The organism is Erythrobacter sp. S57(2025) (genome assembly GCF_057365055.1).
This window is the reverse complement of the sequence record NZ_CP200299.1, coordinates 272,344-290,578: the sequence shown is the minus strand read 5'-3', so window position 1 is coordinate 290,578 and position 18,235 is coordinate 272,344. Positions and strand designations below refer to the sequence as shown.

The window sequence follows — 18,235 nt, the reverse complement described above, 5'->3', positions numbered from 1 at the left end:
TCTGTTTGGTATTTTCATTCGGCAACAGATGACTTGTCGTCTTATTTCCCGCCAGAATTCAGCCTCTTGAAAATCGCATCGACCTTGATCTAGATTGCGTTTCAATTGGGAGGGGGCGCACCTCACACAAATTCTCGCTTTATTGCAGCCTACTGCGAGGGCCTGCATAGCAAACAGGTATCTTTAGGGGCAGACATGGCTGATATTGACGGCACCGAAAACGGCGAAACTATCGAAGGCACTTCGGGGGATGATGTCATCCGCGGTCTTGGCGGCGATGACACGATCAATGGTCTTGCTGGCAATGACACAATCGAAGGCGGCGAAGGCAACGATGGCATCGATGGTGGTGCTGGCAATGACGTGATTGACGGCGGCGCGGGCGATGATCGGCTGCGTTCATTCTCGGGCGAAGACATGCTGATCGGCGGCACCGGCAATGACGACATCATCGTTGAGAATTTCGAAGATATCGACAATCCCGGCATCGGCAATTCCAGTGTCGATGCAGGTGATGGCAATGACACGCTGCGCTATTTTGGCGAGAATGCTGGCGGCACCATCAATATGGGCGCTGGCGCCGACCGCGTAACGATCGCGATGCAAGGGTCGGGCATTGAAGTCACCCTTGGCACTGGCACCGATACAGTCGAGTTTTTCGCACTTTCCGACATTGATCCAGGCGACATTACCTTCACTGATTTTGTCGCAGGCGATGCGGGTGAAGTGCTCGATTTCTCCGGCATTATCGTCGACTTGTTCAACTATGATGGCTTCGCCAATATCTTTGGCACCGGGCACTTCATGTTAGAGGCTGACGGAGCAGGATCGGTCATCCGCATCAGCCCATTTGCCGATGCGAATATCACCTATTCCTTGTTCTTCCCCAACATTGCAGTGTCCGAATTCACCGCTCACAATTTCGGCGGTTATGATCCGAGCGGCGAAGACACAAACGGCCCTCCGATTGATGGCAATTCTGACGACAACGTCATTGATGGCACCGATTTGGGGGAGACGATTTCTGGCTTTGACGGGAATGACACGATCAATGCAGGCGGCGGCGATGATACGATCATCGGCGGCGCTGGCAGTGACACGTTGCGGGGCGAAGGCGGCAATGACACCTTCCTGTTCGACCTTGATACGCTTGGCGACCTCAGCGAGGATCCGCGCAGCGACACTCTGATTGATGGCGGCGAAGGGTTCGATGTCATCATCGTCGATGGCAACAGCCAAGGTAATGATATCACCTCAGTCAATATCGCCACAGACCTGCCCATCCAGAACATCGAAGGGCTGGAATATTCGGGCAATTGGTTGCTTGAAGGGACCGCAGCCGACTTCGAAAGTTTCGGACGCATCGTGTCTGATCAAGTTCGCATCAATGGCAACGGGGCATTTAATCCAACCGGCCATTTTGAGGTCAATCAACTAAGCCTCGGCAATGGCGGCGTCGTCGCGGATTTCTCTGGCGAGGACATCTTTATCGTTAGCATTGTCAGCGGCGATGGCGATGACATGATCATCGGCCCTGATGCGGCCTTTGTAGAGCCCGATCCGTTCAACTCAGAAATCTTCGTCAACATCGACACCAATCTGGGCAACGACACCGTGGTTGCTGGCGCTCACCGCACCAGCTTTTTTTCTGATGGCGGCAATAACGATTTTACCGGCAGCGAATTCGCAGACCGCTTCATCCTGTTTGGTGACGGCGACAATATCATCAACGCAGGCGGCGGCGATGATACGATCGATGTCTTTGGCAGAGGTGCGCATCAGATCAGCGCGGGCGCGGGCAATGACGTCATCTCGCTCGATTTCTTTGATGATGTGGCGTCGCTGTCCGGTGGCGAAGGCCAGGACAGACTGATCATTCAAACAGGTCAGAATTTCGACATCCTCGATTTTACTCAGGTCAATTTTCCCGGCGACATTGAGGAGCTTGAAATAGCTGGCAATGGCGGCGTGCGCATGACAATTGCGCAGCTCACCAGCTTTGACGTGCTGCAAACAAACACTCTGGAGATCGCTGATGGCGGCGCAGTGGCCTTTACCGAAGCGCCCGGCGAAATCCGGCTGAGCGCAGAAGGAAACCGGGTCGATCTGTCAGGCGAGACAAACTCCGTTGTCCAAGTGGTCGGCAATAATGGCAATGACGTTATTATTGGCGGCAGCCAGTTCAACTCCCTGCTTGGCGGAGGCGGCGATGATGAACTGTTTGGCGGCAATGATGGCGACTTTCTCTCCGCCGGAGACGGCGTTGACTTGATCGTTGGCGGCCTGGGCAATGATCAGATCGAGGGCGGATCGAATGTCGATACTGCTGTGGTGAATGGCAATCTTGCCGATTACACAGTGACGCAAATTCGCTCCGGCGAGTTTGAAGTATCGGGTGCGGATGGCACTGATATGCTGACCGGGATCGAGTTCCTGCAATTCGACGATCAGATGCTGCGCCTGCTGCCTGGCAATGGCGTGTCTGTGAACTTCGAGACCGCTGACCCGACCGTTTATCAGATCGCGATGGAAGACATCCGCGATTTTGATGGCAATGATTTGGGCGGTGATGGGGCTTGGCTACGGATTGGCTCGGCGGATGTGAACGGGGATGGTGATGTTGATCAGATCCTCGTGAACGATGCGATTGGGCGTTTTGCGACCGTTGGGACGGCGCCTGATGGCCTCGTTTATTTCGAAGATCACGGCTGGGCGGGTGAAACGCGTGTGGCGGGTATCTATGTCGATCCGCTGGTGCTCTCAGGCGATGTGGTGGCAGGCTCTGATCAGGACAGCCAGCGCCGCTTCCAAAACGATCTTGAGATTGAAAACATCAACCGCGTTCTCGGCTCAGACGACTATAACAGCGACGGCATCTGGGAGGTGTATTTCGCGCTGACCGATGGCACCGCTTACTTGCGCGCGCTGATGCATGAAGATGGCAATATCCGCTATGCCAACTACCAGTCAGAGGCGGAGGTTCGCCAGTATCTGACCGAAAACGGCTATGATGAGACAACCTTTGGCGACTGGTTCCCAAGCGGTGCGCAAAGCGCCAATGCAAGCGCACAGGATACAGGCGACATCATCACCGAAACCTGGGTCTCAATCGAGGAACCTGTCGACAAGCCAGCACCAGCCCCGCCATCGCCAACCGCGCTTGTGGCCGCCCCCGAAGGGGCCATGCACCAAGAAGCGAATGCAGAAGCCCTCCACGGCCTGCCATGGCAACATTTCGACACAGGACTGGACGTGTTCGTCGTCTAAGCGCGCGCGCGCCGTTTGGATAGCGGCTGTCTAAGTCTTGCCTAAATCAGGAACCGCGCCCGGCTGCCATGCATCTCCTTTAAACCGGATGGCAGGGGCAATATGTCGCGCGCCCTCTTCACTTTCCACCAATAGACCTCGTTCGGCAATGTGTGGCTGATCTAGAGCTTCGCGAAAGTCGAGGACCGGTGAGAAAGCGACATCCTTGTCCGCGAACCACCGCGTCCACTCGTCTCTGGTGCGGGTCGCGAAGGTCTCGCGCAGGAACGCGATCAGCTCACCCTGCTCACCCGCCTCACGCTCTGCGTGGGAGACCAAATCCTCCCTACCCAATGCGCTCAAAAGGTTGCGCGCAAATTTCATCTCTCGCCCGCCGAGCACAACATGTTTGTCGTCAGACGTCTGATAGACCTGATAAAAGCCTGCTCCGCCCAAGGAACGCTGGCGCGCGGATACAGGGCTCTCCCCGCCAGCTATCGCGCTGCCTGCGGTATGCGCGCACCACGGCATCAGGCTGTCGAACATGGCGCAATCGATGTAAGCGCCCTCGCCCGTTCGATCGCGGCCCAAAAGCGCCATCAATGTCGCGGACAAGGCAGTAAGTCCCGCTGCCATATCCGCACTCGCAACACCGGGGACGACCGGAGTGCCATCAGGCCCGTCATTGACCGATAGAAAGCCTGCAAGAGCCTGCACTGCCATATCATGCGCGGGGTGATGCGCGAGCGCGCCCTCCTGCCCGAACGCTGAAATCGAGCAATAGACGATGTCCGGCTTGATCTGCTTTACCGCTTTATACTCAAAGCCGAGCCGCTCCATAACGCCGGGTCTGAACCCTTCGACAAATACGTCTGCCTGTCGGCACAGATCGACCAGAGCGGATTTGCCCCCCTCACTTTTGAGGTTCAGGACCACGCTTTCCTTGCCGCGATTGAGATTGGCGAACCAGACCGAATGGCCCGCTTGCATGGGCTCCATCTCGCGGGCTGGATCGCCTGCCTCAGGTTCAATCTTGATAACCCGCGCGCCCTGATCAGCCATCATGACGGTCATCATGGGGCCGGGCAGAAACTGTGTGAGATCCAGCACGGTGAGACCAGAAAGCTTACCCATTCTCAGACCCTTCGCGAATTGACCAATGTGATCACGCAATCGCATCGCTCAATTCAGGGATGCACGCAAGCGCTGGGGAGTGCGATGTGCGGCTCTTGTCAGTCTTTCTTGGCGATGCCGTCAGCAAGCAGCCGATTTACCCGGGCGGAAAGCTCGCTCATATCGTTTTTGCCGTCACCCCAAACGGCATAACGCAGACCCACAAAGACATTCATGCCCATCAAAGCCCATGCCTCTGCTTCGCCTAGGCCGGTACGATACTCACCTGACTTGCTGCCCGCCTCTAACCGCAGTGCAATTCGTTCTGCGATCCCTTCATAGTGGGCCTGATAGCTGGCGGGATCGACGAATTCTGCCTCATCAATGATGCGGTATATCTCTTTGTGTTCACGAGCGAATTCGAGAAAGGCTTGCAAAGCTGCGCGTTCAACTTCGAGCGCAGCCATATCTTGGCTAAGGGCGGAGCGCGCGCTGGATTTTACGCTTTCGCTCATATCGTTGACGAGCGCTCTGAACAGAGCGTCTTTGCTGTCGAAATAGGTGTAAAAAGTGCCAAGAGCCACGCCTGCCCTGCGCGTGATGGAGCTCACCGATGCTTCGTGAAATCCCTTTTCGCCAAACTCGGTGGCTGACGCATCAAGCAGCTTGCGCAAAGTCTTGCGGCCGCGTTCTGTGCGCGGGGTTTTCGTTTCGGGCACCGTCTGCACTTCCCCCCTTCCCAAATTGCTGCCCGACGCGTCCATAACCTCTCCCTTGTCCGCCATGCGGGGTAAGCACATCGGATAGCATTAACAAGTCAAACTTGAAAGTTGGTTCAACTTTCAATATTGCAGCGACTGAGAAGAGATTGGGAGGAATACAAATGACCATGAATGCCATCCGCGCGCGTGCGGTTCTGCTTTCCGGATGCGCCGCACTTGCGACCATCGCCTCACCCGCTGCCGCCCAAGACGCGCAAAGTGATGGCGACACCTCTGCTGAAGAAACGCAAGGCAATGGTATCATCGTCACCGCGCGGCGCCGCGAAGAGCGGCTGTTGGACGTGCCGATCTCTGTCACCGCAATCACTGGCGAAGCGCTTGAGCAGCAAGGCGTGCTTGAACTGACACAGGTGGCGCAAACGGTGCCCAACATCACGCTAGAGGTAAGCCGTGGGACCAACACGACCCTCACCGCCTTCATTCGCGGCGTCGGGCAACAAGACCCCGTCGCTGGATTTGAAGCGGGCGTGGGCGTGTATGTTGATGACGTCTATCTCAACCGCCCTCAGGCCGCGGTGCTCGATGTCTATGATGTTGAACGGATTGAGGTGCTGCGCGGGCCACAAGGAACGCTTTATGGCCGAAACACGATCGGCGGCGCGATCAAATATGTGACGGCCGAATTGCCCGATGATCCCAGCCTCAGCGTGCGCGGGACGCTTGGCAGCTATGACCAAGCTGATCTGATCATCACCGGATCTACCCCACTAACCGAGACACTCACGATCGGCGCAAGCGGCGCGCGGCTTTCACGCGGCGGCTTTGGCGACAATCTCAATCTGGGCACCGAGAATTACAACAAGGATGTCTGGGCAGCACGCGGCACGATTGAGTTTGACAATGGCCCTGTATTCGCCCGGCTTTCTGGCGATTACGTGAAAGACAATAGCGAGGCGCGGCAAGGCACGCGACTGATACCCGGACTATTCACAGGGGCTCCGGTGCTAGACGACGTGTTTGACACGCGCGCAGGGTTGAATGTGGTTGACCAAGAGGTCGAAGCCTATGGCGGCGCGCTCAACATCGCGGTTGAGCTGAGCGATACGCTGACGCTCAAATCCATCACAGGATACCGCGAAGACAAATCAACCACTCCGATTGATTTTGACAGCCTGCCAGCCGCTGACCTTGATGTGCCCGCAATCTATGAAAACGATCAATTCAGTCAGGAACTTCAGTTGCTGTATGAGGGGGATCGATTGTCGGGTGTGGTTGGGTTTTACTACCTCAACGCCAACGCATTTACCGCGTTTGATGTGGCGCTGTTCAACACGGGCGACCTTATCAGTCTGCCGGGGCTCAACGCGCAGACTTTGGGCGATGTGGACACAGAAACATACAGTGTCTTTGGCGACTTCACCTACGAGCTGACCGATACGTTAAGCGTTTCGCTTGGTGGCAGGTACACCAATGATAAGCGCTCAAGCCGCGTTTTGCGCACCACCTTCATTGGCGGATTTTCGGACCTGTTTGTGCCGAACAGCGCCGCTATCCCTATCGCTGTCACGAGCGATTTTAGTGGCAGCGAAACCTTCGAAGATTTCAACCCGCGCGCCTCAATTAGCTGGCGGCCCGATACCAACCACAATCTCTACTTCACCTATTCACAAGGGTTCAAAGGCGGCGGCTTTGACCCTCGCGGACAAACCAGCGCAGCGCCGGACTTGGACGGCGACGGCGATATCGACTTTGACGATCAATTCGAATTTCTTCGCTTCGCACCTGAAACGGTCGACAGTTACGAACTGGGTTGGAAAGCATCGCTGCTGGACAATCGCCTCAATGTGTCGCTGGCGGTGTTCTTCGGACAATATGATGATGTCCAAATTCCAGGCTCAGTCGGGCTCGACACAACCGGTGATGGGGTCAATGATAGCTTCATCGGCATCACCTCCAACGCGGCAAGCGCGGATGTGAACGGGTTCGAATTCGAAGGCTCCGCCTTGGTGGGCGAGGACTTTGCAGGTGATGGCAGCCGCTTCAGCGTCAACTGGTCGCTGGGCTATCTCGATGCGAGCTTTGATACATTCATTGATGCGTTTGGCGTCGATGTCGCTGACCAACGCGTTTTCCAGAACACGCCGGACATCACCGCGCATATGGGCTTCAACCTTGGATTGCCAGTGGCTGATGGCATGCTCGATTTCCTAGGCGTCGCCTCGCTGAGGTCAGATGCGAGCCAGTTCGAAACGCCCAACCCCTTCCTTGATCAAGATGGCTTTGTGCTGGTCGATGCGAGCATTGTTTACAGCGATGACGAAGGCCGCTTTTCAATCGGCGCCCATGCAAAGAACCTGCTCGACAAGGAGTATATCGTCGCAGGCTATAACTTCGTTGCAGGCGGTGTTGGTGGGGCACCCTTTACCCCGACCCTGGGCCTCGAGGGAACGCTGACAGGCTTTTATGGCGACCCGCAACGCTTCTATGTGTCAGCTGAACTCAATTTCTAGGCCGCATGGTAGCCTATGAAAAATGAATTGGTGATGCGATTGTCCCAGGTTCTCCGGTCGGGTTGCGGCGCAGATGCGGTCTCCAGCCTTGGGTTGGAAGCGCTTCAACAACGGCTTACCGCTTCGGGATTTGGAGAGGGTGGCCAACCTGAAAAGAGCGACGCGGCTTAGGCAGGAAGGGCAAGGCTCTTCGCACCATAGACGGCCTGCCAGCTTTCTATCTCATCAACGATGATCTCTTCCACTGTGCGTACAAGGTCTGAGGCAACATGATAGGTCAATCGCGCCTCATGCCCGCCTAGCAGCAAATTGATACGCTCCTCGACCTCTTCAAGCTTGGTGGCTGTAACCCGCGAAATCGACCCAAAGCGCTCAAAATCGCCAAAATATCTCAGACCCGCAAGGTTCGCACCTATGGTCGGCAAGGCGACGCCCAAAAAGGTGAACGCCTTCGCACTCGCATACGGCCAGCCCGCTGGAGACAGGCCAAGAGCAGCGCCAATTTCAAGCATCAGGTAGATCGAAACGGAGACTACGGCTGCAAGAAAGCTCCAGTCCGCCGCTCTGTCTATTCGGTGGTGTACGCGGTGCAACTGCTCAGATTTCGCCTGATGATATGCGCGCTGATTTTGGACATGCGGCAATACCACGCGCTCCAACACATCACGCATGTAATTGCGATCAACTTTGACTTGGGGCAGACCCGCATCGCGCAAGGCATCACGCCCAAATCGCTCGGGCCAGTCGCGCCCACCGCTGCGAGGCCAACGGCCCAGTGGGCGCGCAACCCCCATCAACAAAACTGCCGGCGCAAAGCGCAGATATTCCGCCACTCGCCGCGTCTCAAACCAGCGACGATGCCAGCCCCTGCGATATCCTGCAAAAGTGATCGCGAGGATGAGAACCAACAACAGCAATTCGACCGAGGCAAATATCCATTTATGCGCGGCAAGGCCGAGCGGCAGATAGGCAATTCCAGCAATGATCGCGATTGCCGACAGGATAAAATTGATCGACATGCCGCTGCGATAGGCGTCGGAAAGTCGCGAAGAGACACCATCGGCCCATGCGAATAGCGGTATGAGCTCGTCACGCAATTTCGAATGAAGTTGCTGGTCCTGCGCTAGGATCGTTTCGCTGGCCTTTAAGATCGGCTCCGCGCTTCCCTGTGCGATGGCATCTGGCGCTTCGTAGATCGCTTTGGTCGTGCCGGATTTGATCGAGCGCCCTCCAAACAGAGCCTCAATCTTGCGATATATGCCGAACCCAAACGTGCTTTTGCGGCGCCATTTTTCGCGATCTAAGTCTTCAGCACCGCTTTCGTCGGTTCCCGCAACAGTCGTGATGAGCGATCGCAGACGGGCTTCATCCGGCTTGGATGCTTTCTCGGTTCGATGGCCCAACTCCTCTGGCCGAGTAAGAATGGACCAGTTCTTTGGAGCCACCGGATCAATCACCAACACGGCGGTCCCCTGCTCGAGCGCTTTGAGAACGGTGTGCCCAGTGCCACCGGGCAAATCGGTCATCTTGCCATCCCACACCGCAATCAGAAAATCGCACCGCTCAATCATCACCCGGCCAGCGAGCGCGACATTGTCAGAGCATAGGGCGGCAAAACGATGCACCGCATTTACATTTTGAGGCTCAGCAAGGGTCGTTTCGAACAATTGCCGGATTTCGGTGTCGCGATCCGCGATTTGAAACACATGCGCGCGCTGTGCCAATTCTCTAATCGCAGCAGCATGGCGCTCAACATCAGGATCGCTGGCAGCTTTGCCATCGGCCAATGCTGCGACGTCTGCGCTCGTCGTCGCTCCTGCATTGATGGCGAGGTTGAGGTCGGTTCCAAACGGCAGCGGTGCAACCAGCGACCACCCGCGATCAAGAGCCAGGTTGGCCGACAATTGATCAATTCCTCGCGCCAGCAAACAGTGCAGCCGGACATCGGCAAGGGTCGCCGCGTGCTCTTTTCTGATCACATCAATGCGCTCAAACAAATCGCTGAGCACTGCGCTGACTTCGGCTTCGTTGGCTGCAAATGATGCGTTGTCAGGTCGATGGCCGGTGACGGCGATAGCCAGATGCGGCCGCCACGAAATGAGCGAGCTTGGGTCCATCATTGCCTTGCCTTGTGTCCCTGTATCGCTGCCGAACCGCTGGTTTATGCGCGCGCCCCTTTTTACAATCCTTAGTCCGCTTGCCTTGCGCAGTACAAGCCCCTCGCAAAAGGCTCTCAGCTTGACAGGCTGAAATGCAACGCGCAGCATCTTCGATGTGCGGGGGTGCAGCATGATTACGCTTAAGGTTCAGCGACTTTGTGGGCTGTTTTTGGCAATAGGCGCGATGTGCCTGCCCAGCGCGATTGCTGCGCAAACAACTCAAGCAGAGCCGGGTGAAGCACGCCAATACGAACGCAGGGGCACGATTAAGGCTCCGCTCGAAAAGTCCCCAGCGCGGCTGGAGGATGAGGCGAGAATTTTCGCTGAGCGTCAAAGCGCGTGCGACATGGGATCGGCGTCTGCATGCGGTGAGCTTGGCGAGGCATATGAGCTTGGAATCGGGACTTCGCAAAACCGCCCAATCGCCGGAATATTGTACGACGAAGCCTGCAATGCGGGCGATGCGCAAAGCTGTACACGCCTTGGAAGACTAACGCTGCTCGCTGTCGAAGACGATGCCAAAAGCGCCAGTTTCGCAGCGTTTGAGCGTGCATGTACGCTCGGTTCGCTCGATGGATGTGCCGGGGTTGCCCGTGCCTATCGCGACGGTAATGGCACGGAGATAAACGCGGCTCGTGCGCAAATCATAGTGGCCGAGACTTGTGAAAAAGGCGGCCAATTGGCGTGCCATGACCTCGCCATGAATATCCGCAGCACCGATCCGGATCGACACAGGATGGGGGAGTTCCGAGAGCTTTGGCTGGGTGCATGCCGTGCCGGAGTTTTGGCTGCTTGCGACGAATTGCGGATTGATCTGCGCGAATATCCAGAAATTGAAGGCCCTGTCAGTCCGATAGAATTGCTGCGCATCGCATGTGACAATGATGATGCCTATAGCTGCCAAGAGCTTGGAGACAACGCGCTTTGGGCGAGCAGCCCGCAGCGCGATGATGCAGCCGCCCTGCAGCTGTATGACCGCGCCTGTTACCTAGAGCCTTATAGACTTTGTGAGCGGGCAAAGGATCTGCGCGCTGAGCCCATTGAATACGCTGCGTGCCAGAACGGCAACGCCTCTGCCTGCAATCGGCTTGCAGAGATTTACGCAAAATTTGACACGCCTCTGTTTGACCGGAGCTTTGCACGCGCGTCGTACGAATTCGCCTGTTACGAGGGCGTGAGCGAGGCGTGTGCGCCTGCTGCATCCTTGGTACTGGATGCGGATGACTATGTAAGCAGCGATGATGCACGCCAAGCGCAAGCTTATCTAGAACGCGGATGCGCAGCCGATGTCTCTATGGCGTGTTGGCGACTGGCCCAGGAATTGAAGTCTGGGCGGGCAATCGCACAAGACATGGAACGCCATTACAGTCTGTTGGTCGAGCTGTGTGATACCAATTGGGGAAGCGCGTGCGAAGACCTTGAAAAGGAATTTGAAAACGACCCGCTCGCTCCATTGACTGAGGCAAGTGTGCGATACGCGCCGCCGCTTGACCCAGAAAATCCCGATGCCCTCGAGGCTATTCAAGCCAGCCGCTCAGAAGAAGAGCGCGAGGCCGATCGCCGCTTGTGTGCTGAAAGCGAGATTGAATTTCGCGGTGAGGTTTACACCGACATCGTTTGCGTCGCGAAGGATCGGGTTATTGGTGGCGAACGGGTCCGCCCCGGAGGCGCGCCGTGGCAGGCACTGATCTGGAGACCGGCGCGGCTCAATGGACAAAACCTACTGCCCGAATACCGCGTGAAGTGCGGCGGTTCGCTCATTGCGCGCGGCTGGATTTTGACCGCCGCGCACTGCCTGGATGATACTGGCCGTTCAATAGCGGGGCGTGGTTATACAATCAGGCTTGGCGTTTCCAATCCGCGGGCCAATGAAGGCGTCACCTATCCGATCACAGGCCTTTACAAGCATCCCAGATACAATTCAGACACTTACGCCTTCGACATTGCGCTGGTTCGTTATGATGCAGATGCTGGGCGAAAGGGTGACTACACCAACTCCATCACAAGCATTGCAATCGACCGCCAGTCTATGAGCGAACGCGTGATCCGGCGCGGCGCACCGGTTTATGTCTATGGCTGGGGCTGGACACAGGCGAATAACAGCACCAGCACGGCCCAGCTGCGCGGGGCGAGGCTGCTGCTGGAATCGCAAATCGCCTGCAATGCGATCACGCAATTTCCGCGTTCACAATGGAATTCGATGCTCTGCGCAGCAGGGCCCAATAACGAGCAAGCTTGCAAAGGCGATAGCGGCGGCCCGCTTATCACTTATAGCGATGCGGATCGCAGGCCTCGGGTGATTGGCGTTGTCAGTTCAGGGCGTTCATGCGGCCAAACGGGCGAAGCCAGCCGTTATGTGCGTATAGCGGCCGCACGCAATTGGATCGACCGGATAATGCGGTCTGCGCGGTAGCCTTCGCGGCGGGTGTTTAGGCAAACAAAAAAGGCCGAAGCAGATAATACTGCACCCGGCCTTTTCATATTCGAATTGCGTGTCAGCGCAGTGCTTTACTGTGGGCCGATTGGGTTGCCGGTGCCGTCAACATCATCGCCGCCTTCTTCAGCAGCACCTTCAGCAGCGCCTTCCGCAGCAGCAGCGGCGGTTTCAGCGCCATCGGCTGCCATTGCGTCTGCCTCTTCGGTCATGGCGTCCGCTTCAGCAGCCATCGCATCTGTGCCTTCCTCGACACTGTCAGTGGCTTCGCCAGCGCAAGCGCTGAGTGCCAGAGCCGATCCAAGCATAGTGATTGCAAAAGTCTTTTTCATAATTTCCCCCTGTGTTGTTCAAACACGCACGCGCTATCACGAGGATAGACGCAAAAGCAAACGATCCAGCGCAGGCTCCCCTCGAATAGGGTCAAGCAGCGGATCATTTGTGGTCAGCAAAACGCCCGGATCACCTTCCTCAAACGCCCGCTCAAGCGCTTCGATGGCAAGCGTATTCTGCCCCCATTGCCCATAGACCTGAGCCTGCTGATAAAGGGCAGCATCACCATATTCTGCAAGCATAGCGTCGAAGCTTTGCTGTGCGCTTTCGCGGTCTCCCAGCCTGTGCTGAGTGATCGCCAGGCCGGTCAGGCGGAACAGTTCCAAAGCCTCCTGATCAAAAGCATCACGTGCGCCTTCCAAGTCACCCAGCATCAAACGCGCATTGCCAATCGCATAATAGGCGCTCGCCAAGCTAGGATTGAGCGCCAGTGCCTTTTCAACCCGGTCAATCGCCGCCTGATAATCGTCAGCAAACAAGGCGATGAAGCCGCCGCTGCGGAAAGCGAGCGCGTTCAAAGGGTCGAGCTCAAACACCTGCTCAATCATCTGCGTCGCCAGCGCCTGCTGGTTGCCATAGGCGTAGAAGACCGAGACTGACCGCAGCGTATCGGCATCGCCCGGCGAAAGCTCCTCGGCGCGCTTGTAATGCGGATAGGCGCCTGAACGATCGGTTTGGCCGTAATAGCGAACATAGCCGAGCGCGAGGTGCCCTTGCGCTAAGTCGGGTGCAATCTCGATTGAGCGCTCTGCGGCTCGGATACTTTCAGCAAACAGCCGGTCAACTTCGTCCGCATCAGAAATGGTGTTTGCAACGGCCGCGAGCATATTGGCGCGCTCCGCATGGGCAGAGGCGTAGTTGGGATCGAGTTCAATAGCGGTTTCAAACTGTGTCAAAGCCGACCGGTCGCTTTCCACGCCCGCAGAAAGGGCCGCGAAAGACTGCCCGCGCAAGTAAGCCTCATAGGCGCGCATATCCTCGGTTCCGCCCACGCCTTGTTGCTGCTCTAAACTTTGGCGCGCTTTGTCTTCGCTTGCGATGCGCTCCACCAGCGAAAGCGCGACCACATCAGCAATTTCTGACTGGACGGTAAGCAGATCCTCAAACTCGCGGTCATAAGTTTCCGACCATTGGACGACGCCATCATCCACTTGGAGCAGCTCTGCAAAAATACGCACAGTTTGGTCGACCCGCTGGACCGTTCCGCGCAGAATGCTGGTGACGCCTAAAGCGCGCCCGATAGCAAAGTCATCATCGCCATCGCTCGCATTGGACGATGTTGGAGCGGACACGCGCAGCAGCGGATTGCGCGATAAAGCCTGCCGCAACTCGTTCGACAAACCATCTGAGAACCAGTCTTGATCATCGCCCTCATTCAAATTTCCAAAGCGCAAGACCGCCATGGATAAAGTGGCTTCGTCGCTGCTAAGTCCAAACCATCCACCTTGCCACGCAGTAAGCGCAGCAGCTGTCCCAGCGAGACCCACGCCGCCCAATAAGAGCGTGCGGCGCGAAAACGGGGTCGCTGAACGAGGCGCTTGTCCCGCCAAGCCCGTCTGAAGTGCAGGCGTTGGATCAATGGCCGAACCAACAGAAACCTGATTGCGGATTGCGGCGACAACTTTGGCTATCTCAGGGGTGTTTGGTTTGCCCGACCAGCCATTGATATCGACCAATTGAATCTGGCGAAATCCCAGCGGTGACATCGTCCCGTCCAGTGAAACGGGGACCAAACACCCTCTCTCCCGCCCGCGCTGGGCCTCATCGCGCACCCAGCTGGATTCCACCGAAAGCTTTGACCACAGCACAACCACACAGTCCGCGCCTTCAAGCGCGGCTTCGGTCGTGGGAAGGTAATTGACGCCGCCTTCGAGTTGCTGATCCCACCAGACCTCAAAGCCTTCGTTCTGGAGGATATCGCGAATACCGCGCGCGGTTTCGATATCGGCGCGCGTGTAGCTTAGGAAAAGCTTGGGCAGGCTTGCAGCCTGCTCATCACCATTGTCGGCGGCGTCTGACATCTATGCTTCCCCCTAAGCAATTCGAGGAGAATATCCTGAGTTGTGCCGCCTGACCAGTCATGGTCTGATCATATCGCCGTGATGGCGTCAATCGCATTGACCCGAAGCGTGAAATGGTCGGACAATTCACGCATAGGCCAAGGTCGCAATCTCAAAACAGGCGCCGGCTCCGGGCAGATTGCGCGCCCGAACGCTCCATCCCTCCCCTTCTGCCAAGTCCAGCACTGCGGCCAGGCCCAGCCCTTCGCCGCTGGATGCTTCGCCGCGCTCATATTCCTTGAACAGATCTTCGATCGATGTGCCCTGCAGCCCCGCCCCATCATCGATCACCTGGACAATTACGCCCGCATTGCGCCTTCGCACACCGATTAGAATGCGTTTCCCACCCGAATGGTTGATCGCATTGGCCACAAGGTTGGTCAAAATCCGCATCAGGGCGACAGGGTCCGCCAAAACGCGGGCGGATGTGGTGACATGATTAAGGCGGATATCTTTGGCAGCGGCCTCATCTTCAAACATCAAAACGACGCTGCTCAGCGCCTTGTTCAACTCAAAACCCTCGTCCCTGTTCAGTGGTTTCGTAGCAGGTCGCGTGTTGTCCAAATTGCGCTGCAAGACCTGCTCAATATAAGAAACACCCAGCGCCGCATTTTCCCCGCCATCCAGTTTGCCAAGCGCCATTTGCAGCGACAAAAGCGGCTGCCTCAAATCATGGCTGGTTGTGGCAAGGTCCCGGCGTCTTTGCTCGGCCAACTGCACAGCTTGTTCGTAATTGCTCTGTGCCTCGTCAAGCTGACCGCGCAGCGCCTCGGCAGCTTGCTCTGCTTGGTTCTGATCGGAACGCGCGACATCACGCTGCTCGCGAATGGCGATTGCGCGAATGACCAGCGCGACCGCAAACAGCAGCCCATCGGCCAAGAACACTGTGTTGATCCCATGATCAACTTGCCATTGCGGCACGCTCCACTGATCGACCGCGGAAAGCGCGCTGATGCAAGCCAGCGCCAGCAACACGAGCGATGCAGACAAGAACCACCGCGCGCCAGGCAAACGCTTCACCACGGCCCAGACAATTCCGTACCCTGCCACAATGGTGAATTGTAGCATGGCTGCAGCTTCGACCAAGCGGCGCGCCGATTGCCATTCAATATTGGCATCAAAGATCGAAAGGACAGGAATGGTCACCAATCCGATCACCGTCGAGATGAAAAGCACGCGGTGATATCGCGGGTTGCTTTGGCGTGAATTGAGAAAGGCTGCGATTGTCAGCGCATAGAAAACCAGTGCAATCGCGGTCGTAATGCGAAACACCACACCGCCCTGCATTTCGCTCAACTGAAGATAAAAGCTGTCAAAGCCGTAATTCGACAAGGTGACCAGCAACAGCCCTGCATGAAAGCCTGTGTAATACAGCGCAGTTCGGTCTTTCAGGACCAGAGCAAAGGCCAAGAGCGCCAGCAGCAAAGCGCCGCGCCCACCGAACAGTAGCGACGACAGTGTGGTATCGAGTTGGCGGTCGTTGATGAAGCGATCCTCCCGCACCAATCGCAGCTGTGTATCCAGCGAATATCCGTATTTCGCATCGATCCAGATTTCGACCTCACCACCTGCGGGAATGGTGACGATGCGCGATGCAACCAGCCTTTCTTGGGGCACGCGCAGTGAAATGTGTTGTTCGACCCAGCGATTATCTAGGATGAGTTGCTCATCGCCTGCCTCGAAGACGGCAAAGGCTCTGATCGAAGGGCTGTAAGCTTGCCTCGCATCGAGCCGCCAGATTGCGTCTTGTGAGGCGGAGTTTTTGAGCGATAACCGTGCCCAAAACGGGCCCAGCATGTAAGTTCCGTCAACATAACCGGGATCATCACGGGCCAGTTCGGTGCGCACTTGTTGGAACGAATGTTCCGCCGTGGTCCCTACCAAACGCCTCGCTTGGTCGAATGGAAGATTTGGGGTGATGCCGGAGCTCTCAGCCTCGCTGTCGCCATCATATTCGGGATAGATATAGCTCGCTTGCTCTTGAAGTTGCGCGACTTCGCTGATCTCGGCGAGATCAATCGGACCTTTAGCCTGCGCGCTCGGTTGAGCCTGCGCTGGCCAAGCGGCGACAATTAGGGCAAAAATCAAACACGACCAGAATGCACTGATCAGGCATCGCGATTGCGCGCCAGGGCTTGCTCCGCACCCAGCAGGGCGGAAGGACATGAGCGAATTGAACAAGACTGTCCTCATTGCTGATGACCATGCCATAGTTCGCCAGGCGATGCGCGAGCTTATCGAAAAGCTCGGCGCGGTCGAGGTTGTTGCAGAGGCAGCCGACGGGCTCGAAGCCATCGCCCTGTGCCGCAAGTTTCGGCCTGACCTGATCATCCTTGATGTCGGCATGCCGCTCGCCAATGGCGCGCAGGTTTTCGCCGATGTGCGCCGCTGGTCCCCTGATAGCAAGGTCGCCGTCTTTACCGGCTTTACCGCCACCGCCATGCTCGCAGATTGGATCGCGACCGGTGTGGATGGCCTGTTTCTCAAAGACTGCTCCGAAGAGGAGTTGAGCCGCGGGATTGGATTGATCCTCTCAGGCGGACGATATGTGATGGAGGCGATTACGGAGCGGCTGGCGGAGAGTTCTGATAGCCCCCAACTCACCGACCGTGAACGCGAAGTGCTGGCCCATATCGCAAACGGATTGACCACCAAACAAATCGGCGAAGTGCTATTCATCAGCCCCAAAACGGTTGAAAAACACCGCGGAGCCTTGTTTGAAAAATTCGGCGTGACTTCAGTCGCGGCCTTGCTGACTGCAAGTTTCAAGGCGGGCATTTTCGACCACCTATTGCAAGAATAGCGCATACTCCAAAGATCGCTACGAAGCTGCCGCTCTTCTCTTCAACAATGCTGCTGTCCATGTGCGGCTCCCATATTCGCGATGACTAATCACTAGGCCCGCTGCCCCACGCGCGCATGGGGTGTTTCCCCCAATGCGCAGCTGACAACCCGTTTTGGCATTTGGGGGAATCCCCCCATGTGCCGCGCTGCTGCTCTGTCTACTCCTTGCCTGTCGCCATCGAACACATGGCATCTAACCACGAAGGAGCAGACTATGTTCAACGCCAAGACAAAACTCGCAATCACTGCCATTGCTCTGGCTATCGCCCCCACTCAGGCGGTGCATGCACAATCCGCTGATGCTTCGGCTGCCAGAGAGCAAGTCGGATGGGCGCTCAACGATCTTGATCGCATTCTACAGCGCGAAAATGAGCTAAACCGCACCGCCAACCGTCTCGACCAGCGCCGCAGCGAGCTGCAACGCTCTGAAAGCAATGCGAATGTCACGATCGGCAATTTCAACCAGCATTGCACCAATGGCCGCTGGGCTAATCCCTGCAATGGCTGGCAGCGCGAGCTTGATGATTGGCAGGCTGGATTTGAACGCGATCTTGCCGCGCTGAATGAGGATTATGACAGGCTCAACGACCAGCTTCGCCGGTCAGAAGATCAGGTGCAGAGTAAGCGTTCCACGTTGATGACTCATGTCGGTGAATTGCTGCGTGCGTGCCGCGCGATGCCGGCTGCTGCGCGCAGCGAGGTCTGCACGATACCAGCGATCGGCAACTACACCGGCGACTTTTACAGCGAAGCGCGCTCTCGGCTGCGCGCCGGACTCTAAATCGCATCCCACCCAAAAGACTTACAGGAGCGT

Annotated in this window: 11 protein-coding genes; 5 read left to right on the top strand and 6 right to left on the bottom strand. The window is 56.8% G+C overall.

Annotated elements, in window-relative coordinates; translation table 11 throughout:
- Positions 1–195: 195 nt before the first annotated feature.
- Positions 196–3,267: a hypothetical protein gene (locus tag AC0V6N_RS01405; RefSeq protein WP_486169807.1), complete on the top strand. Its 3,072-nt coding sequence runs from the start codon at positions 196–198 to the stop codon at positions 3,265–3,267.
- Between the two features lie 30 nt (positions 3,268–3,297).
- Here AC0V6N_RS01405 and AC0V6N_RS01400 read toward each other — a convergent pair whose 3' ends face one another.
- Together AC0V6N_RS01400 and AC0V6N_RS01395 are read right to left on the bottom strand one after the other, a co-directional pair.
- Positions 3,298–4,380: a CaiB/BaiF CoA transferase family protein gene (locus AC0V6N_RS01400; protein WP_486169806.1), complete on the bottom strand. Its 1,083-nt coding sequence runs from the start codon at positions 4,378–4,380 to the stop codon at positions 3,298–3,300.
- A 98-nt stretch (positions 4,381–4,478) separates the two neighbouring features.
- Positions 4,479–5,123 carry a TetR/AcrR family transcriptional regulator gene (locus AC0V6N_RS01395; protein ID WP_486169805.1) on the bottom strand — a complete coding sequence of 215 codons (645 nt, stop codon included), beginning with the start codon at positions 5,121–5,123 and terminating at the stop codon, positions 4,479–4,481.
- 125 nt (positions 5,124–5,248) lie between these two features.
- Between AC0V6N_RS01395 and AC0V6N_RS01390 the strand changes: the two genes are divergently transcribed.
- Positions 5,249–7,591, top strand: a complete 2,343-nt coding sequence (locus AC0V6N_RS01390; protein WP_486172402.1) for a TonB-dependent receptor — start codon at positions 5,249–5,251, stop codon at positions 7,589–7,591.
- A 167-nt stretch (positions 7,592–7,758) separates the two neighbouring features.
- Here the strand turns inward: AC0V6N_RS01390 and AC0V6N_RS01385 are convergent, their stop codons facing one another.
- Positions 7,759–9,711: a hypothetical protein gene (locus tag AC0V6N_RS01385; protein WP_486169804.1), complete on the bottom strand. Its 1,953-nt coding sequence runs from the start codon at positions 9,709–9,711 to the stop codon at positions 7,759–7,761.
- Positions 9,712–9,880: 169 nt separating this feature from the next.
- Between AC0V6N_RS01385 and AC0V6N_RS01380 the strand changes: the two genes are divergently transcribed.
- Positions 9,881–12,163, top strand: coding sequence for a trypsin-like serine protease (locus AC0V6N_RS01380; protein ID WP_486169803.1), 2,283 nt, complete (start codon positions 9,881–9,883; stop codon positions 12,161–12,163).
- Between the two features lie 95 nt (positions 12,164–12,258).
- Here AC0V6N_RS01380 and AC0V6N_RS01375 read toward each other — a convergent pair whose 3' ends face one another.
- The 3 genes from AC0V6N_RS01375 to AC0V6N_RS01365 all read right to left on the bottom strand — a co-directional run bounded on the left by AC0V6N_RS01375 (position 12,259) and on the right by AC0V6N_RS01365 (position 16,758).
- Positions 12,259–12,516, bottom strand: coding sequence for a hypothetical protein (locus AC0V6N_RS01375; protein WP_486169802.1), 258 nt, complete (start codon positions 12,514–12,516; stop codon positions 12,259–12,261).
- A 36-nt stretch (positions 12,517–12,552) separates the two neighbouring features.
- Entirely contained in the window at positions 12,553–14,538 is a 1,986-nt protein-coding gene (locus AC0V6N_RS01370; protein WP_486169801.1) for a TIR domain-containing protein, read from the bottom strand.
- A gap of 126 nt (positions 14,539–14,664) precedes the next feature.
- A complete protein-coding gene (locus tag AC0V6N_RS01365; protein ID WP_486169800.1) occupies positions 14,665–16,758 on the bottom strand; it encodes a 7TM diverse intracellular signaling domain-containing protein in 2,094 nt (697 codons plus the stop codon).
- On the opposite strand from AC0V6N_RS01365, the gene AC0V6N_RS01360 reads away from it, so the two are divergent.
- Positions 16,742–17,380 carry a response regulator gene (locus AC0V6N_RS01360; protein ID WP_486169799.1) on the top strand — a complete coding sequence of 213 codons (639 nt, stop codon included), beginning with the start codon at positions 16,742–16,744 and terminating at the stop codon, positions 17,378–17,380. The two genes, AC0V6N_RS01365 and AC0V6N_RS01360, sit on opposite strands and share 17 nt — an antisense overlap.
- A gap of 255 nt (positions 17,381–17,635) precedes the next feature.
- A complete protein-coding gene (locus AC0V6N_RS01355; RefSeq protein WP_486169798.1) occupies positions 17,636–18,202 on the top strand; it encodes a hypothetical protein in 567 nt (188 codons plus the stop codon).
- The last annotated feature ends 33 nt before the right edge of the window (positions 18,203–18,235 follow it).